The sequence below is a fragment of the Actinomycetota bacterium genome (assembly GCA_040881665.1).
Taxonomy (GTDB): Bacteria; Actinomycetota; UBA4738; order UBA4738; family HRBIN12; genus JBBDWR01.
On the sequence record JBBECT010000004.1, the window covers coordinates 123,630 to 147,832 of the forward strand.

The 24,203-nt window shown below is 69.2% G+C and carries 18 protein-coding genes; 5 read left to right on the forward strand and 13 right to left on the reverse strand.

All coding sequences use genetic code 11. The features are described 5' to 3' along the window. The 10 genes from WEF05_01605 to WEF05_01650 all read right to left on the reverse strand — a co-directional run bounded on the left by WEF05_01605 (position 1) and on the right by WEF05_01650 (position 14,919). On the reverse strand, positions 1-699 hold the full coding sequence (locus WEF05_01605; protein ID MEX1100595.1) for a B12-binding domain-containing protein: 699 nt from the start codon (positions 697-699) through the stop codon (positions 1-3). A gap of 9 nt (positions 700-708) precedes the next feature. After that, positions 709-3,168: an FAD-dependent oxidoreductase gene (locus WEF05_01610; protein ID MEX1100596.1), complete on the reverse strand. Its 2,460-nt coding sequence runs from the start codon at positions 3,166-3,168 to the stop codon at positions 709-711. A gap of 115 nt (positions 3,169-3,283) precedes the next feature. Further along, positions 3,284-4,738 carry an aldehyde dehydrogenase family protein gene (locus tag WEF05_01615; GenBank protein ID MEX1100597.1) on the reverse strand — a complete coding sequence of 485 codons (1,455 nt, stop codon included), beginning with the start codon at positions 4,736-4,738 and terminating at the stop codon, positions 3,284-3,286. 93 nt (positions 4,739-4,831) lie between these two features. Further along, a complete protein-coding gene (locus tag WEF05_01620) occupies positions 4,832-5,842 on the reverse strand; it encodes an ABC transporter substrate-binding protein (GenBank protein MEX1100598.1) in 1,011 nt (336 codons plus the stop codon). 97 nt (positions 5,843-5,939) lie between these two features. After that, the gene (locus tag WEF05_01625; GenBank protein ID MEX1100599.1) at positions 5,940-8,030 is read right to left on the reverse strand and encodes an ABC transporter permease subunit; all 2,091 of its coding nucleotides are present in this window, start codon (positions 8,028-8,030) and stop codon (positions 5,940-5,942) included. Between the two features lie 3 nt (positions 8,031-8,033). Next, positions 8,034-9,047, reverse strand: coding sequence for a glycine betaine/L-proline ABC transporter ATP-binding protein (locus tag WEF05_01630; protein MEX1100600.1), 1,014 nt, complete (start codon positions 9,045-9,047; stop codon positions 8,034-8,036). 141 nt (positions 9,048-9,188) lie between these two features. Continuing rightward, on the reverse strand, positions 9,189-10,853 hold the full coding sequence (betA, locus tag WEF05_01635; protein ID MEX1100601.1) for a choline dehydrogenase: 1,665 nt from the start codon (positions 10,851-10,853) through the stop codon (positions 9,189-9,191). 122 nt (positions 10,854-10,975) lie between these two features. Then, positions 10,976-11,917: an EamA family transporter gene (locus WEF05_01640; GenBank protein MEX1100602.1), complete on the reverse strand. Its 942-nt coding sequence runs from the start codon at positions 11,915-11,917 to the stop codon at positions 10,976-10,978. Between the two features lie 39 nt (positions 11,918-11,956). Beyond that, a complete protein-coding gene (locus tag WEF05_01645; protein MEX1100603.1) occupies positions 11,957-14,059 on the reverse strand; it encodes an acetate--CoA ligase family protein in 2,103 nt (700 codons plus the stop codon). Continuing rightward, entirely contained in the window at positions 14,056-14,919 is an 864-nt protein-coding gene (locus tag WEF05_01650) for an enoyl-CoA hydratase-related protein (GenBank protein MEX1100604.1), read from the reverse strand. The genes WEF05_01645 and WEF05_01650 overlap by 4 nt, the downstream gene beginning before the upstream one ends. A 168-nt stretch (positions 14,920-15,087) precedes the next feature. Here WEF05_01650 and WEF05_01655 point away from each other — a divergent pair, with 168 nt between their 5' ends. Further along, the gene (locus WEF05_01655; GenBank protein ID MEX1100605.1) at positions 15,088-16,380 is read left to right on the forward strand and encodes a spermidine/putrescine ABC transporter substrate-binding protein; all 1,293 of its coding nucleotides are present in this window, start codon (positions 15,088-15,090) and stop codon (positions 16,378-16,380) included. 10 nt (positions 16,381-16,390) lie between these two features. Here WEF05_01655 and WEF05_01660 read toward each other — a convergent pair whose 3' ends face one another. Both WEF05_01660 and WEF05_01665 read right to left on the reverse strand, forming a co-directional pair. After that, a complete protein-coding gene (locus tag WEF05_01660; protein ID MEX1100606.1) occupies positions 16,391-16,882 on the reverse strand; it encodes a hypothetical protein in 492 nt (163 codons plus the stop codon). 78 nt (positions 16,883-16,960) lie between these two features. Further along, positions 16,961-18,184 (reverse strand): NAD(P)/FAD-dependent oxidoreductase, encoded by a 1,224-nt coding sequence (locus WEF05_01665; GenBank protein MEX1100607.1) that lies wholly within the window; start codon positions 18,182-18,184, stop codon positions 16,961-16,963. A gap of 162 nt (positions 18,185-18,346) precedes the next feature. On the opposite strand from WEF05_01665, the gene WEF05_01670 reads away from it, so the two are divergent. From WEF05_01670 to WEF05_01680, 3 genes are all read left to right on the forward strand, one after another. Then, positions 18,347-19,633 carry a spermidine/putrescine ABC transporter substrate-binding protein gene (locus WEF05_01670; protein MEX1100608.1) on the forward strand — a complete coding sequence of 429 codons (1,287 nt, stop codon included), beginning with the start codon at positions 18,347-18,349 and terminating at the stop codon, positions 19,631-19,633. 71 nt (positions 19,634-19,704) lie between these two features. Continuing rightward, the gene (locus tag WEF05_01675; protein MEX1100609.1) at positions 19,705-20,733 is read left to right on the forward strand and encodes an ABC transporter permease; all 1,029 of its coding nucleotides are present in this window, start codon (positions 19,705-19,707) and stop codon (positions 20,731-20,733) included. Continuing rightward, positions 20,730-21,668 carry an ABC transporter permease gene (locus tag WEF05_01680; GenBank protein MEX1100610.1) on the forward strand — a complete coding sequence of 313 codons (939 nt, stop codon included), beginning with the start codon at positions 20,730-20,732 and terminating at the stop codon, positions 21,666-21,668. Before WEF05_01675 ends, WEF05_01680 begins: the two co-directional genes overlap by 4 nt. Positions 21,669-21,720: 52 nt before the next feature. Here the strand turns inward: WEF05_01680 and WEF05_01685 are convergent, their stop codons facing one another. After that, positions 21,721-22,845, reverse strand: a complete 1,125-nt coding sequence (locus tag WEF05_01685) for an ABC transporter ATP-binding protein (protein MEX1100611.1) — start codon at positions 22,843-22,845, stop codon at positions 21,721-21,723. Positions 22,846-22,915: 70 nt separating this feature from the next. On the opposite strand from WEF05_01685, the gene WEF05_01690 reads away from it, so the two are divergent. After that, positions 22,916-24,139: an MFS transporter gene (locus WEF05_01690; GenBank protein ID MEX1100612.1), complete on the forward strand. Its 1,224-nt coding sequence runs from the start codon at positions 22,916-22,918 to the stop codon at positions 24,137-24,139. The last annotated feature ends 64 nt before the right edge of the window (positions 24,140-24,203 follow it).

The following is a 24,203-nucleotide window of genomic DNA, read 5'->3' on the forward strand; positions in this document are numbered from 1 at the left end:
TCAGGCCCCCGCCGCCGCGCGGCGCGCGAGCACGAGCGCCTGCGCCGTCTCGGCGGCGATCGCGGCGTCACGGCAGTAGGCGTCGGCGCCCACGGTCTTGCCGAACTCCTCGTTCAGCGGCGCGCCACCCACCAGAACGATGTAGTCCTCGCGGAGGCCCTTGTCGACGAGCTCGTCGATCACGACCTTCATATACGGCATCGTCGTCGTCAGCAGCGCCGACATCCCGAGGATGTCGGGCTCGTGTTCCTCGAGCGCCTCGAGGTAGTTCTCCACCGGATTGTTGATGCCGAGATCGACGACCTCGAACCCGGCGCCTTCGAGCATCATCGACACGAGGTTCTTCCCGATGTCGTGGATGTCGCCCTTGACGGTGCCGATCACGACCTTGCCGACCCGTTCCACACCGGTCTCGGCGAGCAGCGGCCGGAGGATCTCCATCCCGGCCTTCATCGCGTTCGCGGCCAGCAGCACCTCCGGGACGAACAGGATGCCGTCGCGGAAGTCGATCCCGACGATCCGCATCCCATCGACCAGGGCGTCGTTCAGCACCCGGTCGGCCGCCCATCCGCGACCCAGGAGGATGTTCGTTCCCTCGACGATCTCGTCGGCCATGCCGTCGTAGAGATCGTCGTGCATCTGCTTGGTGAGCTCGTCGTCGGGGAGGGTCGACAGGTCCAGTTCCTGCTCGTCGCTCATCGGGCGCTCCTAGCTCCTCGGGCGTTCGTTCTTGGGGTCGAACAAGGGATCGGCCGCGACCGTCGCGGCATACCGCTCGTCGAAGTACTCGATCCGGACGGGGGTTCCCTCGACGGCCAGCTCGACCGGCAGGTACCCGTAGGCGATCCCTCGACCGATCGAGTAGCCGTGGTTGGCCGAGGTGACGTAGGAGACCACCGCTCCCTGTGCGTCGCGGATCGGCTCCTTGCCGAGCACGACCGCGGACGGATCGTCGAGGGTCATACACGCGAGCTTGTGGCTCGAGCCACCTCGGGCGATCCGCTCGAGCGCGTCGCGGCCCTGGAACCCGCCCTTGTCCATCCGCACCGCGAACCCGAGGCCGGCCTCGAACGGATCGTGCTCGGTGTGGATGTCCTGACCCCAGAGGCGGTAGCCCTTCTCCAGGCGCAGGGAGTCGAACGCCCCGAGGCCCGCCGCCACGATCCCGTGCTCACGCCCCGCGTCGAAGAGCAGCTCCCAGGCCCGCGCGCCCATCTCGAACGGGCCGTACACCTCCCATCCGAGCTCACCGACGTAGGAGATCCGCTGGGCGAACACGGGCACCTCGCCCAGGTGGATCGGCCGTCCGGTGAGGTACCCGAACGCCTCGTTCGACACGTCGTCGGTCGTCACCGCCGACAGCACGTCGCGTGCACGCGGCCCCCAGAGTCCGAAGCAGAACGAGCTCGTCGTGCGATCGACGATCCCGACCCGCTCACCGTCGCGGGCCTGCGCGCGCAGCCACGCGAGGTCGTGCATCGCCGATCCGCCACCGGTCACGACCTGGAACAGGTCCTCGGCCAGCCGCGTCACGGTCAGGTCGCACCGGATGCCACCCCGGGGCGTGAGCATCGCCGTGTAGATCACCGACCCGACGGCCCGGTCGATCCGGTTCGCGCAGATCCGCTCCAGGAATGCGAGCGCGCCGGCACCACCGACCGCGAACTTTGCGAACGGCGTGATGTCGAACAGCGCGACACGTTCGCGGGTCGCCAGGTGTTCGGCGCCCTCGATCGGCGACCAGTGCTGCGCTGCCCATCCCGATCGCCGCTCCCACGGGTCGCCACGGAGCAGGTCCCCGTTGGACGCGAACCATTGGGGGCGCTCCCACCCCGCTCCCACCACGAACTCCGCGTCGAGCGCGGCGTGCGCCTCGTAGGCGGGGGTCAGGCGGAGCCTGCGTGGGCGCTCCATCTGCTGGCGGGGATGGATGATGTCGTAGACCTCGCGGTAGTTCTGCGCACCGCGTTCGCGGACGTACGGCGGGGTCGTCATGTACGGGTAGAACCGGTTCGCGTCGGCCTCGGCGAGGTCCATGCTCGGCTCGCCGGTCGCGATCCACTCGGCGACCTGACGGCCCATGCCGCCTCCCTGCGTGACCCAGACCGCTTCGCAGATCCAGAATCCGCGCACGTCGGTCGACTCGCCGACGATCGAGCCCATGTCGGGCGTGAACGAGAACATCCCGTTGATCGCGGTGGACAGGTCGATCCGATCCGTCAGGGCCGGCATGATCCGGGTCGATTCGCGTTCGCACTCGGAGAAGTGCTCCGGCGTGAACGGCATCACCGACGGCATAGGACCGGGCTCGGACGGGTGGCGGATGTCTTCCGGGTCGGTGAGCACGGGTTCGTGGCGATAGTTGCCCAGCGCGTAGCGGTCCTCGCGCTGGCGGTAGTACAGCGAGACGTCCTGGTGACGCAGGATCGGGTGAGCAATCTCGTCTGTCTGACCCGCGAGCTCGGGGAGCGGCTCGGTCCACACGAGCTGGTGTTGCACGGCCGCGAGCGGGATCGGCACCCCCGCCATCGCCCCGAGCCGCGGCCCCCAGATCCCCGCGCACACGAGCACCTGCTCGCACTCGACGTCGCCCCGGTCGGTCCGCACACCGTGGACGTGTCCCTCTCGGATGTCGAACCCGGTGACCGTCACGCCACCCTCGAACGCGGCGCCCCTGGCCTCCGCCTTCCGCGCGTACGCGGCGGCGAGACGAACGGCCTTCGCAGCTCCGTCGGAGGGGACGAAGAGCGAGCCGTGGATCGTCGACGGGTCGAGCAGAGGGATCTTCGCGGCGGTCTCGCCGGGGTCCAACAGCTCGGCACCCTCGATCCCGTAGGCGCGGGCGAACCCGAGACGGCGCTTCAGCTCCTCCATGCGCTCGTGTGTAGTCGCGATCTCGATCCCGCCGACGCCGTACCAGCCCGGCTGCCCGTCGAGAGCGAGCTCGGCGTACTGGGCGACCGTGTCCTGCGCGATCCGGCACATCGTCCGGGATCCGTTCGTCTGGAACACCAGTCCCGGGGCGTGTGAGGTCGACCCGCCGGTCTCGAAAAGCGGTCCCTGATCGAGAACGAGGACATCCGTCACGCCGAGTTCGGCCAGGTGGCGGGCGGCGCTCGTGCCCACGATCCCCGCTCCCACGATCACCAGTTGGGCCCGATCGCGCATCCGGTTCCCCGCGCTCCTTAAGCTTCTCGCCCGTGCGACGGCGTACGCCGTCGCCGGCACCGATGGTCGGCCCGCGTGGTTGCGCTGACAACCCACCGGTTGCGACCTCAGCAACTCAGCTCTCGCCGAGGTTGAGCACCACGGTCTTGAGCTCGGTCAGGCGCTCCATCGAGTAGCGCCCTCCGACACGGCCGATACCGCTCTTGGAGCCCGCGCCGCCGCCGAAGGGAAGGTGGGACTCCCAGTAGTTGGTGCCCTCGTTCACGTTCACCCACCCGGTGCGCACCCGCTCGGCAAACCGTAGCCCCCGCGCCAGGTCGGCGGTGAAGATCGCCGACAGCAGCCCGTACTCCGAGTCGTCGACGAGCGCCACCGCCTCGTCCTCGCTGCGGATCGTCGAGACCGGAACAACCGGACCGAACGTCTCCTCGCGCGCCACCTGCATCCGGTCGGTCACGCCGTCGAGGACCGTCGCCTCGAAGAACAGCTCGCTGCCGTGCTCGGGCGCACGACGGCCGCCGGTGACGACGGAGGCACCTGCCTCGACCGCTTCGGCCACGTGCCGCTCGGTCTTGTCGGCGACACCGGCGTTGTTCACCGGACCCATCGTGGTCGCGTCGTCCAAGGGATCGCCGAGGTGGATCTTCTCCGCGACGGCGGCGGAAAGCTTGCCGACGTACACGTCGTGGACGGTTTCGTGGACGAGGATCCGTTCACCCGCCGTGCAGCTCTGTCCGGCGTTCAGGAAGCACGCCGTCAGCGTCGCCTCGACCGCCGCGTCGATGTCGCCGTCCTCCATCACGACGAGCGGTCCGTTGCCACCCATCTCCAGCAGCAGATCCTTGCCGGCCGCGCGCTCCGCGACGCGATGACCGGTCGCGATCGAGCCGATGAACCCGATCGCGCTCGTCCCGGGATTCGCGGCGACCTCGTCGCCGACGACCGCGCCCTCGCCGGTCACCATGTTGAAGACGCCCGCCGGCAGGTCGGCCTCGACGATGCACTCGGCGAAGCGAACGGCGCACACCGACGTCGAGGGCGCGGGCACCCAGACGATCGCGTTCCCGTAGGCGAGCGCCGGGGCCAGGATCTCCCCCGGCATGGTGTACGGCCAGTTCCACGGACTGATGATCCCGACGACGCCGCGCGGCACGCGGTAGAGCAGCACGCGCTTGTTCGCATCGAACGACGGCGGCATGATCCCGTCCATTCGGATCGCGTCGGCCGCGGCCATCTCGAAGTAGCCGAGTAGTTCCTCGACCTCGTCGTTGGCCTCGGCGGCCAGGGGCTTGCCCTGATCGATCGCGAGCGTGCGCGCGAGCTCGATGCGGTTGGCGTCGATCGCCGCGGCGATCCGTCGCATCCCTGCCGCCCGGTCGAAGGCCGACATCCCGGCCCACCCACGACGCGCACGCTGGGCAGCGCCGATCGCGCGCTGCACGTCCCCGCGCGTGCCGCTGGGCACGGTTGCGACCACCTCGCCCGAGCGCGGGCTCGTCGCTTCGAGCGTCGCGCCGTCGGACGCGTCGGCCCACGTTCCGTCGATGTACAGCTTCAGGTTCTCGCTCATCGCTCCCCGTCCCCGCAACGGCGACGGGGGCGGCCCATGGACCGCCCCCGTCTCACCGCCGTGCTTCCCGTGTTCGGACCGTCCTGTTCGTGCTCAGGCCGCCGGCATCCAGGAGTCGACGACGTCCTGGTTGGCGTCGATCCAGGTCTGCGCGGCCTCCTCGGGATCCGCTCCCTCCTGCAGCTCGAGGGCGACCGAGTTCTGGTCCTCTTCGGTCCACTGGAAGTTGGAGAGGAACTCGAACGCCGCCGGGTCCTTCTCCGCGAAGTCCACGCTGAACGCCTTGTAGAGCACGTCGTCGGCGTAGTCGCAGTCATAGCCCGCCGCCTCGTCCGGATCGTCGAGCGCGATCTGCTCGCACTCCTCATCGAACTCCGGCAACTCGACCTCGACGAGGTCGTACTTCGCATTGGCCCACTGCGGGGTCCACCAGTACATGACGATCGGCTCTTCGTTCTTCACGGCGTTGTCGAGCGCCGACAGCGACGCGGTCTCCGATCCGGAGTACACGACCTCGAGGTCCAGTCCCAGACTCTCGATGATCGCCTCGTCGAAGATCGAGTACGTCGTGTCCGCACCGAGGAAGCGGCCCTTGTCGCCCGTCTCCGCCGTTGAGAACGCGTCGGCCTCGGTGAAGCCCTCGTACGTGGCGTACTCGGGGGTATCCTCGACGACGTAGGACGGCACGAACCATCCGATGTTGCCGGTGATGCCGAGCTCGCCTCCGTCGACGACGGTGCCGGCCTTCTCGATGTACTGCGACCGGTCCTTCGCATGGCCGGAGGGCCAGACCTCGAGCGTCGCGTCGACATCACCCGAGGCCATCGCGGGGAACTGCGCGGATTCGTTGATCTCCTGGAGCTCGACCTCGCAACCCATCTCCTCCTGCATCACCTGTTGGACGACGACCGCGTTCGCCTCGGCCCCGATCCACGGGTTCACGGCGATCACGATCGGGTCGTCGGTGGAGCACTGCGCGACGCTCGCCGTGTCGCCGTCGCCTCCGGTGTCCTCGGGTGTGTCCTCGACGTCGCTACACGCGGCGCCCACGAGCGCGAGTCCCGCCACGCAGGCGACGAGCGTCAGCCACTTCGAACCCTTCATGCGTCCTCCCTCCGTCGGCACGGCCGCTGCCGCTGCCGCTGCCTCACCCCGGCCGTCGCCACCGCTCCGGCCGCTGCTTCCTGGTACGCCATTCGAGTCATCTCGAGCTCTGATCGCCCGATCCGCCCGATCCGCCCGATCCGTTCGCTCCGTTCGCTCCGCCCACGATCGCGCGCAGCTTGGTCCACGGCGCGAACCCCATCTCCCCGACCGGCCCGCGCAGGGTGCGCGGCGCCGATCCCATCGCCTGCGTGATGCGATCGAGCACGATCGCCAGCAGCAGGATGCACGTACCGGCGACCACCCCGCGGCCGATCTGCTGCTTGCCGAGCGCGAACACCACCTCTTGTCCCAGCCCGGCCGCGCCGATCAGCCCGGCGATGATCACGACGGACAGGACCATCATGATCGTCTGGTTGATCCCGAGCAGGATCGTCGGTCGCGCGAGCGGCAGTTCGACCTTCGCGAGCATCTGCTTCGAGGTCGCACCGTACGAGCGACCGGCCTCGGTGATCTCGGCCGGAACCTGGCGGATCCCGAGGTTGGTCAGCCGCACGCCCACGGGCAGCGCGTAGATCAGCGACGCGATGATCGCCGGGACGCGTCCGGGCTCGAAGAGGAGCAGCACCGGCACCAGGTAGACGAATGCGGGCATCGTCTGCATCGCGTCGAGCACGGGCCGTGACCACCGCTCGAACCGGTCGCTGCGCGCGGCGAGGATGCCGAGCGGGATCGCGAACGCCGCGGTGATCGCGACCGCGACGAGCACCTGGGTAAGGGTCCCCATCGACAGATCCCACATCCCGAGGAACCCGAGCGCGGCGATGCACGCGAAGCACCCGATCGCGAGCTTGATCCCGGACACCCGCCACGCGAGCAGGGCGAACGCACCCGCGACCATCCACCACGGGACGCCGACGAACAGCGCCTCCAGCGGATCGAGGACGTAGATGATGAGGAAGTCGTTGATCGCGCCCGTGACCCCGGCAAGGTTGGTCTGGGACCACTCGACGATCGCGTTCGCCGGCGTGGCGACCGAGGTCTCGAGCGCCTCGGGGAACACCTGCTGGCGGAGCACCTCCCGGCCGATCAGCACCGCCGCGACGGTCACCACGACCGCTGCCACCACTTGCATCCGCCGGGTCACCACGAGTCCGCCGATCCGCAGGGGGGGCGTCGTGCGGCGATCCCGGTCGCTCCAGGCGGTCGTCACGCGATCGAGCACGATCGCCATCACGACGATCGCGATCCCGCCGTTGAGCGCCTCCCCGACGTTGAAGTCCTGGAGACCCTCGATCACCGCCTGACCGAGTCCCCCGGCGCCGATGAACGCGGCGATCACGACGAGGCCGAGCGCCATCATGATCGTCTGGTTCACCCCGAGCATGATCGAGGGCTTGGCCATCGGGATCTGCACCGACCGCAGCTTCTGCCGTTCGGTCGCACCGAAGGAATCGGCCACCTCGAGCGAGGTCTCCGGAACGTTGCGGATCCCGAGCGCGGTCAGCCGGATCGCGGGCGGCAGGGCGAACGCGAGCGTGGCGAGCAACGCCGGCGGGGCCCCGACCCCGAACAGCAGCACGAACGGCAACAGGTAGGAGTAGGCGGGAATCGTCTGCATCGCGTCGAGGATCGGCCGGAGGGCCCGCTCGACGCGGGGACGCCGCCCCGCCCAGATCCCCAACGGGATCCCGACCAGTACGGCGAGTGAGACCGACACGATGATCAGGGCGAGCGTCTCGAGGCTCGCCTCCCACACGCCGAGCAGCCCGAAGCTCGCGACGCCGAGGCCGGCGAGCAGCGCCATCTTCCAGCCCGCGAGCACCCCCGCGAGCGCTCCCGCCCCGACCACGAGGCCGAGCCAGGTCATCCGCTCCAACGCGGCCACCGTGCTGTCGATCGCCGCCTCGACCGCGTCCGAGATCGGCGTCAGGAACAGCGTGAACAACGGGCTGGTGCGGGAGTTCTCCACCGTCCAGTCGCGGAACGCATCCAGTGGAGCGGTGACGTCGATCACCAACGACTCGGGGAACCCCGCGCGCAGCCATACGAGCCCGATCACCGCGACCACGACGGCGACCACCGCCCAAGCGATGCGACGCGGCCAGGGGCTCGCCGCTCGATGGAACACCGCCGGCGCGACCTCGCCCACCACGGGGGACGGCGTCCGCGGCGGAGCGATCGCCATCCGCTAGCGCTCCTCGACCATCGCGCCGAGCACCCGCGACCGATCCACGATGCCGAGCACCCGCTCGTCCTCGACCACGCGCAGCGTGAGGTCTTCGTCGACGACGAGCGGCAGCAGCTCCTGCACGACGGTCGTGGGTGCGACATCCGGTCCGTAGCGGCGTCCGTCCGTTGACGGCGGCGCCACCATGATCGAACGGGCCGTGAGCACGTGGGCGCGCGGAACGTCGCGGACGAAGTCGGCAACGTAGTCGTCGGCGGGAGCGGACACGACCTCCTCGGGGGTTCCGACCTGGACGAACCCGCCGTCTTTCATGATCGCGATCCGGTCGCCGAGCTTCAGCGCCTCCATCAGGTCGTGGGTGATGAAGACCATCGTCTTGCGGAGCTCGCGCTGCAGGCGGATCACCTCCTCCTGCATGTCGCGGCGGATCAGCGGATCCAGGGCACTGAACGGCTCGTCGAACAGCATGATCTCCGGATCGGTCGCGAGCGCTCGGGCGAGCCCGACGCGCTGCTGCATCCCACCGGAGAGCTCGTCGGGGTAGGACTCGCCCCAGCCTCCGAGTCCGACCACCTCGAGAACCTCGTTCGCGCGCGCGGTGCGGGCGTCTTTGTCCACCCCTTGCACCTCGAGGCCGAACGCGGCGTTGTCGACGATCCGCCGGTGCGGGAACAGACCGAAGTGCTGGAACACCATGCTGACCCTCGTCCGGCGGAGCTCCCGCAGACGATCTGCGCTCAGCTGCAGGATGTCGTCGCCGTCGATCGCCACGCTGCCGGCGGTCGGCTCGATCAGCCGTGAGATGCATCGCACGAGCGTGGACTTCCCGGAGCCCGACAGCCCCATCACGACGAAGACCTCGCCGGTCCCGACGTCGAACGAGACGTCCCGGACGGCGGCGACACAGCCGGTCTTCTCCAGCAGTTCGGCGCGGGCGAGGTTCGCGTCCGGCGAGCCGATGATCCGTTCGGCCTTCGGACCGTAGACCTTCCACACGTCACGACACGACAGCATCAGGTCGGCAGGGGGATCGGTCCGTTCGTTCCCGCTAGACACCCTGGTCGAAGATACTGGGAGCACCTCCTCCCGTGCGCAAGGCAGGGGTTGCGGTCATCGCAACCATCCGCGCACTCGTCAACCGGACGCCGCGGCCAGTCACGAGGCCTGCTGATGCCGGTAGAACCCGACCTCCTCCGGGGGAAGGGGTGTGTTGCCGAGCAGCAGGTCGGCGGCCTTCTCCGCGACCATCATCACGGGGGCGTAGATGTTGCCGTTCGTGACGTAGGGCATCACCGAGGCGTCGACCACCGACAGACCCTCGGTGCCCCGAACCCGCATCGTCAGCGGATCGACGACGGCGAGCTCGTCGGTTCCCATCTTCGCCGTGCACGAAGGGTGCAACGCCGTCTCGCCCTCCCGCGCCACCCACTCGAGGATCTGCTCGTCGGTCTCGACCGCCGGCCCCGGCGACAGCTCGCCGCCGTCGAACGGAGCGAACGCCGGGCGGCCCAGGATGTCGCGCGCGACGTCGATCGCCTCGACCCACTCGCGGCGATCCTGGTCGGTCGACAGGTAGTTGAACCGGAGCGCCGGATGCGTCCACGGATCACGGCTGGTGATCTTCACCGTCCCCCGCGCATCGGAGTACATCGGGCCGATGTGCACCTGGTAGCCGTGGTCCCCGGCGGGAGCCGACCCGTCGTAGCGAACCGCGACCGGGAGGAAGTGGAACATCAGGTTTGGGTAGGCCACCTCGTCGTTGCTCCGTACGAACCCTCCGGCCTCGAAGTGGTTCGTCGCGCCGAGACCCGAGCGGAACACGAGCCACTGGAACCCGATCCACGGGCGGTTGCGCCACTTCAGACCCGGTGCGACCGACACCGGCTGGGTACAGGCGTGCTGGATGTAGACCTCGAGGTGGTCCTGAAGGTTCTCCCCGACGCCCGGCAGGTCCGCGACCATGTCGACCCCGAGCGCGCCGAGCTCGTCCGCTGCGCCGATCCCCGACAACTGCAGCAGCTGTGGCGAGTTGATCGCCCCTCCGCACAGCACGACCTCCCCGGCGCGAACCCGCTTCGGCGAGGTCCCCAACCCGTGGACGTATTCGACGCCGACGGCACGCGACCCCTCGAACAGGATCCGTGTGACGAACGCACGGGTGCTGACCTCGAGGTTGGGACGATGCCGGACCGGGTGGAGGTAGGCGCGTGCGGCCGAGAGACGACGGCCATGGTGCACGTTCCGGTCGAAGGGCGCGAACCCCTCCTGGCGGTAGCCGTTGACGTCCTCGGTCAGGGGATACCCCGCCTGCTGCACGGCCTCGAAGAACGCCCCGAACAGGGGGCTCGTCGCCGGACCGCGCTCGAGCGCGAGCGGGCCCGCGTGGCCGCGGAACGGATCCTCGAGCTCGGCCGCGAGGCAGGACTCCATCCGCTTGAAGTACGGCAGGCAGTGCGCGTAGTCCCATGTCTCCATCCCCGGATCCGCGGCCCACCGCTGATAGTCCAACGGGTTCCCGCGCTGGAAGATCATGCCGTTGATGCTGCTCGAGCCGCCGAGAACCTTCCCCCGCGCGTGGTAGATCCGGCGCCCGTTCATGCGTGGCTCGGGCTCGGACTCGTACTTCCAGTCGTAGAACCGGCTCCCGATCGGGAACGTGAGCGCCGCGGGCATATGGATGAAGACGTCCCAGAGATAGTCGGGCCGGCCCGCTTCGAGCACCAACACCCGGTTCGAGGCGTCGGCGCTCAGTCGGTTCCCGAGCGCGCTCCCCGCCGAGCCGCCGCCCACGATCACGAAGTCGTACTGCGTCGCAGTCACCTGCGCCCCTTCCGGTGATGCATGTCTCCGACGCCTCGGAGCGTTCCGACGCCCGGCGCCGGAGGCCGAACGCGGGCGATGCTACAGGAGGGCCGGCGAGCGCGGGACCGGCCGGTTGCGCATCACGCGCCACCGATACCGAGCAGGATGAGCCCGACGACCACGAGCCCGATGCCCGCGTACTGGTTCGGCGCGGGGCGCTCCCGGAACAGGGTCACGCCGCCGAGGACCGGGATCAATGTGAAGGTTGCCGACACGGCCGCCGTGATCGATACGAGCCCCAGCTCGCTGCCGCGGGCGTACGCCCAGATGCCGAACACGTCGGCGATCCCGACGGCGATCGCGAGCACCACGTTGCGGCGCGTCGTCCCCGATGGCGCGAGGATCCGCTCCGCGCGCGATCGATCCCGCCCGGGAGCCTCGGAGGCCAGCATCTCGTCGACCACGCCGTGCTCGACGACGGGGGTCGCCCGGCGCCGCACCGTCAGGACGACCGCGATCAGCACGAGCGAGCCGATCCGCGACACGATCGTCGGCGGGAACACGCCGTAGTCCTGCGCGTAGCCGCCCGTCGCGAAGGCGCCGACCCCGAACCCGATCATCGCCGCCACGGCGTACGGGATCCCTCGGCGGCTCCCGGCTTCCGCGACGCCGAGACGCCGGATGTCGGTCGAGGTCAGCACGACCCCGACCAACGTGGCCACGATCCCGGCGATCTCGAGCCCGCCCAGCGACTCTCCGAGGACGGTCACCGCGAGGAGCACCGTGACGACGCCGAAAGCCGAGGCGATCGGCGAGACGAGGGCGATCGGCCCCAGCTCCAGCCCGCGGTAGAGGCCGAAATAGGCGACCCCCGCGCACAACCCCGTCCCGAACAACACGAGCGTGCCGCCTGCGGGGAGGTCCCACGGCGGGGAGAGCACCGCGAAGAGCAGGAGGAACCCGGCGACGCCGGTCAGCTGGGCGATGACGGTGACCGGACGGCTGCCCATCCGGCGCGAGGCGATCGCGGCAGAGAGGTCGGAGACGCCCCATCCGAGTGCGGCGAGCAGCCCGAAGAACATCTGCCGTGGCCGCCTACCGGCCGCCGCACCGTGTCGGGATCACTCGGGGGCGCGCGCCTCCGCGAGCGCGTCCACCGCCACGGCCCCACGCGCCCCCACCAGGAGCGGGTTCGCCTCGAGGGAGGTCAGCCGGCCGCGCAGATCGTGGGCGGCACGCGCGATCGCTTCTACGGCCTTCGCGACGGCCTTCAGATCGTGCTCCTCGGCGTCGAGCCCACACCGGGATGCTTGTTCGTCCACGTAGCGTTGCGCTTGCTTGGGCGAGAGCGGCGCCGGGACGAACACGGCCTCGCCCATCTCGGCCCGCCCCCCGCCGGGACGCATCGTGATGCACGCACCGAAACGCTCGTCGATCACCGCGCCGACCAGCACCTCGTGGCCACGCACCATCTGCTGCACGATCACCTTCGGAGCCTTGGCGCCCGCGCGTTCCGCCGCCGTGAGGACCTCCCCGGCCGCCTCCGCCACCTCGGTCGGATCCTTCAGCCCGAGCCGGACGCCACCGAGCTTCGCCTTGTGCGGGATCTCCGGCGCGAGCGCCTTCACGGCGACCTGGCCCCCGATCGCCCGCGCCGCCTTGGCTGCCTGCTCCGGGGTCGTGACGACGTGCTCCTTCGGCCGCTTCACCCCGTAGAGCTCGAGCAACGCCGCCCCCTGTTCCTCGTCGAGCGCGCCCTCGAGTCCACGCAGCAGCCGCATCGCCTTCGTCCGCGCCGGGTGCGCCTCGAGATCGGGCACACGACGCTCCTTCGCCGACTGCAGGTCGACGAGTGCCTTGATCGCACCGGCGGCGGCACGATGTCCCTGCAGGAACGGGATCTGCGCGTCGTCCACGAAGATCTTCGCGGCCTTCGGGTACGACAGCGGGCTCATCGCCACCGATGCGAACACGGTCTTCGTCTCCTTCTGCAGCTCGCGCACCCGTTGGAGCACCGGTTCGGCCCAGCTGTCCTCACCCTCGAGCCGGGGAGGGAACGCGTCGAACGCGACGAAGCCGACGTTCGGATCGTTGGCGAGCGCCTCGAGGGCGCCGACGAACATGTGGGTCTCGACCGCGGCCTGTCCGGTCACGTCGAGCGGGTTGTTGAGGTTCGCGAACGACGGAAGGGTCGCGCGTAGCTTCTTCGCCGTCGCCTTCTCGAACTCCGGAAGGTCGAGCCCGGCCGCACCGGCCGCCTCCGCGTAGAGTGTGCAGGCCCCGCCGGACTGCAGCGCAGCCGAGACGCCGGTCGTCGTGAGCTTGCGGTGGTAGCTGAGCAACAGGGCGGCCTCGAACATCTCGACCGGGTCGGCGACCAGCGTCGCACCAAGCCCGCGGAGCCACGCGTCGCGCAGGTCCGTATCGCCGGCGAGGGCGCCCGTGTGTGCGACGATCGACCGCCGGGCGGCCTCGCTCTTGCCACCCGGAGCGCACACGAGGATCGGCTTCCTCGCGTCGGCGAGGGCGCGCAGGCCGCGCTCGATCCCCTCGACGTCGCGCATCGTCTCGATGTAGGTCGTGACAACGCTCGTGTGCGGATCGTCGGCGGCCCACTCGAACATGTCGCCGAGCCCGAGCACCGCCTCGTTCCCGACGCCGAGGATGATCCGTAGGCCGACCCCGCGGTCCGAGGCGATCTGGTTCATCGTCCACGCGACCGTTCCCGACTGGGAGAGCACACTGATCGAGCCCGGGATCGGATCGGGTGGCGGCGTCGTGCCGTACGCGGCAACGCGATCGACGTAGTTGATGAACCCTTCGACGTTCGGCCCGAGGACCGGCATCTTGTGGTTCGCGGCCACCTCCTGGAGCTGGCGCTGGAGCTCGCGACCTTCGTCCCCCGCCTCGGCGAATCCAGACGACACCACCATCGCCGAGCGCACGCCTGCTGCACCCGCCTCGTCGACCGCGCGCACCGCGACCTTCGCGGGAACGACGCACACGAGCAGATCCACGCCCTTCGGCAGGTCTCCGGCCGAGGCGTAGCAGCGCCGTCCCCACACCTGTTCGTATTTAGGGTTCACCGGGAGGATCTCCCCGGAGAACCCGACGTGCTGCAGGCTCCGGAAGATCTCCGGCGCCCACGAGTCCGGCGACTCCGAGGCACCGACGATCGCGATCGATCTCGGTGCGAGCAGCGGCTCGAGCTTCGACGGCTTCACGCGTCACCGCCGCCGTGCTGCTCGCGGAAGCGCGCGTCGCGCCAGGCGATCGCTTCCTTCAGTCCCTTCTCGAGCGTGATCGAGCGGAACTCCTCGCGCTCGGGGAGGTCCGCCGTCTCGATCAGGGTGTCGAGCGCGACGTTCGCATCGATCGCCTCGCGGAACCCCTGCACCTCCCACATCTTGTTGATCGCCTTCTTCTGGAGTGAGATCGCGAACGGATCGTTCTTCGCGATCTCGTTCGCGAGTTCGAGTGTCGCGTCGTCGAGGTTCTCGCGCGGCACCACGCGGTTCACGAGCCCGATCGCCTTCGCCTCCTCCGCCGAGATGCGGTCCTCGCCGGTGAACAGCAGCTCCTTCGACTTGCGGGAACCGATCACCCACGGCATCACCATCGTGACGACGCCGGACCCGAACCGGATCTCCGGCTCGCCGAACCGCGCGTCATCCGACGCCACACACAGGTCGCACACCATCATCAGGTCGCAACCGCCTGCGAGGCAGTAGGAGTGCACCTGGGCGATCACCGGCTTGGGATGGTCGAAGAACGCGAGCATGTCGTCGGCCGAATGCTTCAACTCCTCGTACCAGCCGGCGGAGTCCTTCGTGCCGGCGTTCGCGTCCTCGTTGAGGTCGTAGCCGGAGCAGAACGCTCGGCCCTCCCCGCGAAGGACCAAGACGCGAACCGTGTCGTCGTCCGCCGCCGACGCGAGCGCCTGCTGCATCGCGCCGAGCAAGGTGCCATTGAGCGCATTCAACGCTTTCGGTCGGTTCATCGTCAGCCGGCGAACGGGACCGATGTTCTCGACGAGCAGGACGGGGCCGGTGTTCTCGGGGGTGCTGATGCTCTCACTCCTCACCGCGTGACGGTCCCCACCTGCGCGCGGGAACCGGGCCGCCGCATCATACAAGAGCAGGTCAGGGCACCGATCCATGCCCGACGCGGGCTCCTCGCGCCGGCCGATCGACCCGAAGGAGCATCCGCGCGTGCATTGCCGAAGGGCGGGACCGTGGCCCAGGATGGACGGATGCCGCCCCGACACGACCGCGCGCGCACCCGCATCGACCGCCGGACGTTCCTGCACGCTTCGCTGGCGGCGACCGCCGGGATCGCGACAGCCGGTCTGGTCGCCGGCTGCCGCAAGACTGCCGCCTCCGGGCCCGCGGGTCCGACGACCGGCGTGCTGCTCGATCCCGGAAGGCCGAGCGTGTGGCCGATCGACGAACGCGCGGCGCCGATCCCCGGCGGGCTCACCCCCGAGCGCGGCGCCACTCTGCGCGTGTACCAGTGGCGCGACTACCTCTACGACGATGTGCTCGAGTCGTTCGCCCGCCGCCACGCGCGCTACGGCGTCGACGTCCACGTGGAGAGCTTCACCACGATGGAGGAGGCGATCGCCCGGCTCCGCCGCCCGGGGGCGTCCTTCGACGTATTCTTCCCCACGATCGACGCGCTGCCCGACCTGGTCCTATCGGGGATGCTCCGGCCCCTCAACCACGCCTACCTGCCGAACGTGGCGAACCTGTGGCCCTGGTTCCGCGGGTCCTCGCGTCCCTTCTACGACGCCGGGCAGCGCTTCACCGTGCCATACACGGTGTATTCGAGCGGGATCGCCTACAACCGCGACCTCGTCCGCGACGTCGACGCTCCTCCGACGGCCGGGTTCGACCTGTTGTGGAACGAGCGGTACGCCGGGGCGACGGCCTTCTACGACCAGTACCGCGAGGCGATCGCCCTGTCGCTGCTGCGCGACGGCCTCGACGATCCGATGCGCGCGAGCGACGTCGAGATCGAACGGGCAGCGTCCTCGCTCGTCGATGCGGTCGGAGGTCTGGACGCGCGTCTGGCAACCGACGCGGCCTACAGGGACGTTCCGGCGGGGCGCCTCGCCGCGGCGCAGGCGTGGTCGGGCGACGTGGTCTCGGCCGTTCGCCACGGCCGCGGCGGGCCGCGGGCCGCGGACCGTTTGGGCTACTGGTGGCCGATGACCGGAGGCGTCGTCGGCATCGATCTCACGGCCGTGCTCATCCAAGGCCGCAACCCCGTCCTCGCGCACGCGTTCCTCGATCACCTGCTCGACGAGCGCGTCGCGATCGAGAATTACTCCTGGAACGGATACCAACCGCCCGTCGCCGCGCTCGACCGAGCATCGCTCTCGTCGCCCGGTTCGCCGTGGACCGGGATGCTGCCCGATCACCTGCTGCATTGCGGCGTGCTGACCCAGCGCGAGTTGGAGCAGGGACGGTTCCTCGTGCGGCCGGCGCCCTCGGCCGACGGGACGTGGTTGCGAGCGTGGCAGCGCGTGGTCGCAGCGACCTGACCCGCCGCGGTCAGATCGTCGATCCGGCCCGGGCGAGCGCGAAGGTCACGTCCGGGTCGTAGCCGCGGGTGCGCAGCACGCTGTCGCCTGTCGTCGCGTCGATCATCTCGAACCACAGGTTCCGGTCGTCGCAGATGCCCTGGCGGTTCGGGTGGCGGCTCGCCTGAACCAGCTCGCCCTTGAAATCGGAGATACAGATCCCCCGGGTAAGGACCACCCACGCCGTGGCATCCGTCCCCTCGAACCGGTCGTGGACCGTGGCCAGCGACAGCACCGCGGTGCGACGTGCGCGGTCGCCGTAGGTGCCCTGGGTCCGAGCGGCCTCGGGATCGATCGCAGGCACGAATCCGTCCGGCGGGGGGCGGAGCTCGAAGCCGAGGGACCCCGGCAGCTCCTGGACGCCCGTCTGTCGCAGGGTCGCGTAGGCGTCCGGTCCCCCACGGAACGCGAGGAGCGCGGCAACCGCCGCACCGACCGCCGCGAGGCCGGCCACTCCGATCATCCACTTGCGCACCGTTCGAGGACCTCCCTACCCGGAAGGTCCACGCTACCCGCGTGAACCAACGAACCGCCAGGCAGCTCAGACCAGCAGCTCGATGAGCAGCTGCGCGGCGTGACGACCGGAGCGCAGCGCCCCCTCCATCGTTCCCACATGATCTGGGTCGGCGACATGCTCCCCGGCGAACGCGACCGATCCCCATCGCTCCTGCAGCAGGGGCAACCGATCCCGTCCCGGAGCGTCGAGGGCCGAGTACGCGCCGCGAGCGAAGGGCTCGTCGGCCCACACCTGCAGCCGCGCGCGGCCCTCGAGCGCAACGTCGGGAACCAGTTCGCGCAGGCGCTCGAGCCACACGGTCGGATCACCCCCCGCGACCTTCAGGGCCCGCACCGCCGCGGGGGAGCCGCAGAACGAGGTCAGCGTCGGCCGGGTTCGGCCGTCGGCACCCGCGGCGATCCAGCACCACATCGGGATCCGCGCGCTCTGGACGGACCGGGGACGCGCTCCCGGTTCGATCGCCACCGCGAGCTTGGCGGCGACCCCCATCGGACGCTCGCGCAGCGCCGCCGAGACTCCGACGGGCAGGGGTGGTTCGAACGCGATCTCCGGGACGATCGTGACCGGCACCGCGATCACGGCCGCCGTCCCGGACACCGTCACCTCCCGGCCGTCGGCCCGCTCGGCGAACACCCGCACCGAGCCCTCCTCCTGCCGGACCCGCGTGACGCGGTGGCGCAGGCGCACATCGGCCAAGGAATCGGCGATCGCGACGGCGACGGACTGGTTGCCCTCCTCGCAGCGGAGGTACTCGGCACGATCGAGCGAGAGGTCGCCCGGTTCGAGGCTCGCGAGCGGGACCCGCGCCAGGTCCACCGCGCAGGTTCCCTGCAGCCGCATGCGCAGCGTCGCGACCGCGCCGGGATCCGTATCGATCCCGTCGAGGAAGTCGGCGATCGAAGCCGCGTCCACCGTGCCCACATCCAGCGTCGCGAGACGGGTCGCGGCGGAGGCGACGGCGGACTCGAACGCCGCGAGGGACGGCGCCCCAGGCCCGGCGGGCGTCCGTCGCCGGTAGTCCGTTCGGGTGGGCGCCAAGGCGAGACCGAACCGATCGCACAGGGTCCGGATCTCGGCGTCGCCGGGCATGATCCACTCGCCCCCGAGCTCGATCACCGACCCGTTCGGCAGGCGGGACGATCGAACCCTGCCCCCCGGCTCGAATCGCGCGTCCAGCACGGTCGTCGCGACTCCCCGGTCCTGCAGAGCACGCGCGGCCGAGAGCCCGGCGAAACCGGCCCCAACCACGACGACCCTCGGCGACGTATCTCTCAACATACGGTCACGCCCGGTCGACGCGGTGGAAGGCTTGCGTAGTCCGGTCGGACTATGGTACTCACCCGCCTGAACCGCGAGTCAGACCCCGGGGCGGTCCCGGAGGTGGCTCGCCTGGCATCGCAAGGAGGGCCGATGCTGCGTCACCCACGAGACCGATCGAGCTCCATCAGCCGTCGCGAGTTCCTTCGGCGCGCCGCGGCTGCCGGCATCGCGCTCCCCAGTGCCGCGGCGATCCTCGCCGCCTGCCAGGGCGGCGACGACACCACGACCACCTCGGACACCGGCGTCGGCTTCAACCTCACGCCGTCACCGGACGACCCCGTCACGATGCCGATCTACGACGACAACCCGGCGATCGCCTCGAACCTGGAGCCGGAGACCGACACGGTCTTCAAGGTCTTCAACTGGACCGACTACTACTGGAAGAAGAAGCTCGAGGAGTTCGGTGCGATGTACGACGTCGAGGTCGAGTACACGAACTTCTACAACATGGAGCAGGCCGTCGAGCGGCTGCGCACCGGTGACCTGGACGCCGATGTGTTCTTCCCGACGATCGATCAGCTCGGGCGTCTCGTGGCCGGCAAGCTGCTGCAGCCCATCAATCATGACTACGTCGGCACCTTCGACAACGTCTGGGCCGAACTCCAGAGCCCCTTCTACGACCAGGAATCGCGCTACTCGGTCCCGTACGTGATCTATACGACGGGGGTCGGGTTCCTGCGTACCGCGATCGACCCGGACGAGGTCTTCGCGATGGAGAACCCGTACGAGATCCTCTGGGACGAGAGGTTCGCCGGGAAGGTCGGTGTCTACGACGACTTCCGCGAGGCGATCGCGATGTCGCTGCTGAAGAACGGCATCGCCGATGTCAACACGGAGGATCCCGCCGACATCGACGTGGCGAAGAATGATCTGATCGAGATGGTGAACACCGTCGACGCGCGGTTCTCGATCAACGGCGCCTACGCGAAGCTGCCGCAGGGTGTGTTCGACGTCCACCAGGCGTGGTCGGGAGATATGATCGGTGCCCAGTACTACACGGGCAACGACGTCACCGCGGAAGACCTCGCCTTCTGGTTCCCGGAGGAAGGTGGCGGGGTGATCGGCAACGACCTCATGGCGATCCCCGCCACGGCGAACAACCCGGTCCTCGCCCACCTGTTCCTCGATTTCAGCCTCGATGCGAAGCACGGGCTCGAGAACTTCAGCTGGGTCGGCTACCAGCCGCCGCTGAAGTCGATGGAGGCCGACACGCTGGTCGCCGATGGGTACGTGCACGAGAGCGTGGCCAATGCCGTGGTCGGGCAGGGACAGTTCAAGGACAACGTCCGATACCTGGCCCTCTCGGCCGAGGGCGAACAGCTCTGGCTCGAGGCATGGGAGGAGATCAGCTCGGGCGCCTCGCAGGGCGACAGTTGATCGACCCGGCGCGGGCCACCCCCTCCATCGGTACGATGCCGATGGAGGGGCACCGAGTGGGAGGCAGCTAGGTGGGTCGATCGACCACCGACACCGCACGCACCGCAACGGCGCTCGACCGACTGCCCGGGGGCGGAGACGGCGCACCGGAGCCGGACGGGTCGAAGCGTCGGCGGAGGGGCCGGACGAGGGTCGTAGCACGAGGCGTCGGCCTGCCCACCTGGTTCTGGAAGGCGTTCTCCGCTCCCGGTCTCCTCTGGCTGGTCGTCCTGTTCCTCGTACCCTTCTACACGGTGTTCGCCGTAGCGCTCGGGGGCCGGGATCCGATCTTCCTGAGCCCGGTCCCGGTCTACAACCCGATCGCGTGGAACCCGACCGAGTTCCAGAGCGTGGCGAGCCAGATCTTCGGCGGGGGTCCGCTCCAGGTCGTCCTGCTGCGTACCTTCGGGTATGTCGCGGTGGCCGCGGCGCTGTGTCTGATGATCGGCTACCCGGTCGCGTACTACATCTCGCGTCACGCGCGGAGAACCAAGGCTTTGCTGCTGGTCGCGCTGATCGCGCCCTTCTGGATCAGCTACCTGATGCGCATGCTGGCGTGGGTGAACCTGCTCGAAGAGAACGGGATCGTGAACAGGTTCCTGCAACAGATGGGCCTGATCGGGCAGCCGATCAACTTTCTGAACGGGAGGCCGTCGACCGTCATCCTCGGGCTGGTGTACGGCTACATCCCGTTCTTCATCCTGCCGCTGTACGCCTCGCTCGACCGGATCGGTCCGAGCATGCTCGAAGCGTCCCGTGACCTCGGCGCGAGTCCGCGGCGGACGTTCTTCCGGGTGACCTTGCCCCTGTCGCGACAGGGGATCCTCGCCGCGGGCGTGATCATCCTGCTCCCGATGTTCGGCGACTACTACACGAACACCCTGCTGTCGGGGAACCCGAAGACGAACATGTTCGCGAACCTGATCGACCAGCAGCTGCACTCACGCACAGGACACGCCCGCGGAGCGTCGATGGTGATCATCCTGTCGGCGCTGCTCCTCGTGTTCATGGGCTACTACCTCTGGAGCACCACCCGCGCGGCGAAGGAATACGAAGCATGAGCGCGGCCGCACCCCCCCTCGACCAGCACGGACGGATCCGGACCTGGTTCGCGAACCCGTGGGGCAAACCGCGGTTCTTGGCCGTCCTGACCTGGGGATTCGTGCTCTGGTCGATCGTGCCGGTCGTCATCGCGGTGCTGATCTCGTTCAACTCGAACCGCTCGACATCCACGTTCACGGGACCGTCGTTGTTGTGGTGGACCGGCGGCGAGCTCGGCACCACCGGTGAGGAGGTCCTCGGTGTCTTCACGGACCCCGACCTGCGCGGCGCCGTGGCACAGACCCTGAAGCTCGCGTTCGCCGACATGCTGATCGCGACACCGATCGGCGTCGCGTTGGCGCTCGGTCTGGCGCGTTGGCGCGGGCGCGGATCGGGGAGTGCGAACTTCCTGATGCTGTTCCCGCTCGTGACGCCGGAACTGGTCATGGGAACCGCGCTGTTCCTGGTCTTCATCAACCTGTACGACTTCGTGAGCATGGGAACGCCCGCCCAGATCCTCGGACACGTGACGTTCTCCATCTCCTACGTCGTGATCGTGGTGCGCGGGCGGCTGTTCACGATCGGTCGGGAGCAAGAGGAAGCCGCGATGGACCTCGGCGCCTCGCCCTTCGGCGCCCTGCGCCGCGTTCTGCTCCCGCTGCTGGCGCCCGCGATCTTCGCTTCGGCCATGATCGTGTTCGCGATCTCGATCGACGACTTCGTGATCACGAGCTACCTGCTCGGCGGACAAGACTCGACGACCGTGCCGGTGTTGATTTATCAAACGGCCCGAGCCGGCCCTACGCCGGCCTTGAACGGCGTCGCAACGCTGATGCTCGTGGGTTCTCTGGTCGCGATCACCTTGGGCGTGCTCGTCCAGCGTCGCGTGAACAGGCGGCGCGAGGGCGATCGGCGTGGGTCGGCGGTCGAGGATTTCGCGCGCTTCGAGCTGTAGCGATCCCGAGAAGTCGCAAGGGGGGCCTCCCCCAGGAGATGCGGCGGTCGGGTCAGGCGGTGCGCGCTTGCAGATCCGCTTGCAGCTCGGACTCCGGAGTGGCGTCCTGCAGCACGCGGAGCGCTTCGGGCGGGAAGTGCACCGACACGGGAGTCCCCGCCTCGTACGGGAAGGCCTCCGAGCCGTCGTTGGTGACCCATGCCTGCAGCTTCTGCCCGTCGGCGAGCGTCACGAGCCCGTGGATCACCGAACCGACGTAGACCTTGCGCTCGACCAGACCCGGCAGGCGGTTCTCACCGGCCGCCCCCTGAGGTTCGACGTCGACCCGCTCGGGACGGATGCACAGCTTGACCGCCCCGGTCGCGTCGATGTCGCCCTGGCCCGCCTCGACGGTGACGTCCCCGAGCTTGACGCGGCAGCGCTGACCCGTGGTGCCCTCGGCGGAGCCGTCCATCAGGTTCGAAACGCCGAGGAAGTCTGCGACGTAGGCGGTCGCCGGCTGCTCGTAGATCTCCGCCGGGGGGCCGATCTGCTCGACCCGGCCGTTCGACATGACCGCGATGCGGTCCGACATCGTCAGTGCCTCTTCCTGGTCGTGGGTCACGTAGATGAACGTGATCCCGACCTCTTCCTGGAGGGCCTTCAGCTCGACCTGCAAGGCCTTGCGCAGCTTGGCGTCGAGCGCCCCGAGCGGCTCGTCGAGCAACAGGACCGACGGGTTGAGGATCAACGCGCGAGCGAGCGCGACGCGCTGCTGCTGGCCGCCCGAGAGCTGCGTCGGCCGGCGCTCGCCGAAACCGGCGAGCTGCACGAGCTCGAGAGCCTCCCCGACCCGCCGGTTGGTCTCCTCCTTCGAGGCGTCCTGGTACTTCAACCCGAACGCCACGTTCTGCTCGACCGTGAGGTGGGGGAACAGCGCGTAGTTCTGGAAGACCGTGTTCACGTTCCGCTTGTGCGGTGGGATCTGCCCCACGTCCACGCCGTCGAGCAGGATCTGCCCCTCGGTCGGTCGCTCGAAGCCCGCGATCATCCGGAGCGTCGTGGTCTTGCCGCATCCGGAGGGGCCGAGCATCGAGAAGAACTCCCCGGTCGGCATCCGAAGGTTGACGCCGTCGACGGCGACGACGTCGCCGAAGCGCTTCACCAGGTCGACGAGTTGGACCTCTCCCCCAGCCATGACTGGCGGAGTCTATACCATTCCCTTCGGCGGTCGGTACCCCCGACCGGCATGGCATGCTGTCGCGTCCATGGACGAGTTGGGACCCCAACACAGCCCCGGCGGATCGGTCACCCCGAGCTCGCTGGCGAACCGTCGTGGTCCCTCGGGCGTGCTCGTGCTGCTGGCGGGTTACGCAGCGTTCGGGATGTACTGGGGCGTCTGGGTGGTCATCCAGCTCGATTTCCTCCGCGAGAACCACATGAGCGAGGGCGCCCTCGGGTTGCTGTTCTCGGGATTGTCCGTCGTCTCGATCGCGACGATGACGCTGCTGACCCCTCGGATCCAGCAGCGACCGCTCGCGATGACCATCGCGATCGGACTCATAACGATGGCAGGGGGTGGCGCCCTGATCGCGATCGGCGCGGGTCCGATCCTCCTGGCCGGCTTCGTGGTCCTCGGCGTGGGCAACGGTCTGATCGACGTGTTCTCGAACATCGCCGCCCAGGGGGTCGAGGCCCGCGAGCGCCGGCCGGTCCTCCAATGGTTGCACGCCTCGTACAGCGTGGGCGGCATCGTGGGGGCGATCGGAGCCGGAGCGGCGATCGAAGCAGGCGTGTCGTTCACGACGGTCATGCTCGTGGAGATGCTGGCACTCGTCGCGGCGGCGACGTGGACGATCACCTCACCGCGGCTCCGCCGGCTCCCGCGCCCGGCCGCGGCGCAGAGCGGGTTCTCGCTCGGCGTCCTGCGCCGCGCTCCGAGGTTGCTGCTCCCCGCCCTCGTGATCATGTTCGCCTTCTTCGTCGAAGGCTCGATGGACGTGTGGTCGGGCACCTACGTGCGCAAGACCCTGGGATCGACGGCGTTCGTCGCCGGGGCCGCCTTCGCCGCCTTCAGCCTCGCGATCGCCGTGGGCAGGCTCACCGCGGGCAAGCTGCTCTTCGGACTCGGCTACGACCGCACGATCCTCGTGTCCGGCGCCGGCGCCTTCGTCGGAGGCGTGATCGCGACCCTCACCTCGAGCCCGCTCGTGGCGGCGATCGGGTTCCTGATCCTCGGGTTCTTCATCTCCGCCGCGGCGCCGGCCGCGTTCGGACTCGCGGACCGGACCGACCAGGATCCGGCGAGCGCCGTGGCTGGCATGAGCACCGTCGGCTACACGGGGTTCGTGATCGGACCGCCGATCATGGGCCTGCTCGCCGAGAGCAGCGGTCTGCGCCTGACGATGGGCGTGATCGCGATGAGCACGCTCGGGGTCGCCGCCTGCGGCATCCTGGATCGCCTCCGTCACGGCGCCTCGGTCCGCACGTGAACGGGGCCGGCCGCCCCTTCCCAGGTCCCCGGCGGCCGGTGTATCCTGCACGAACTTAGAATGA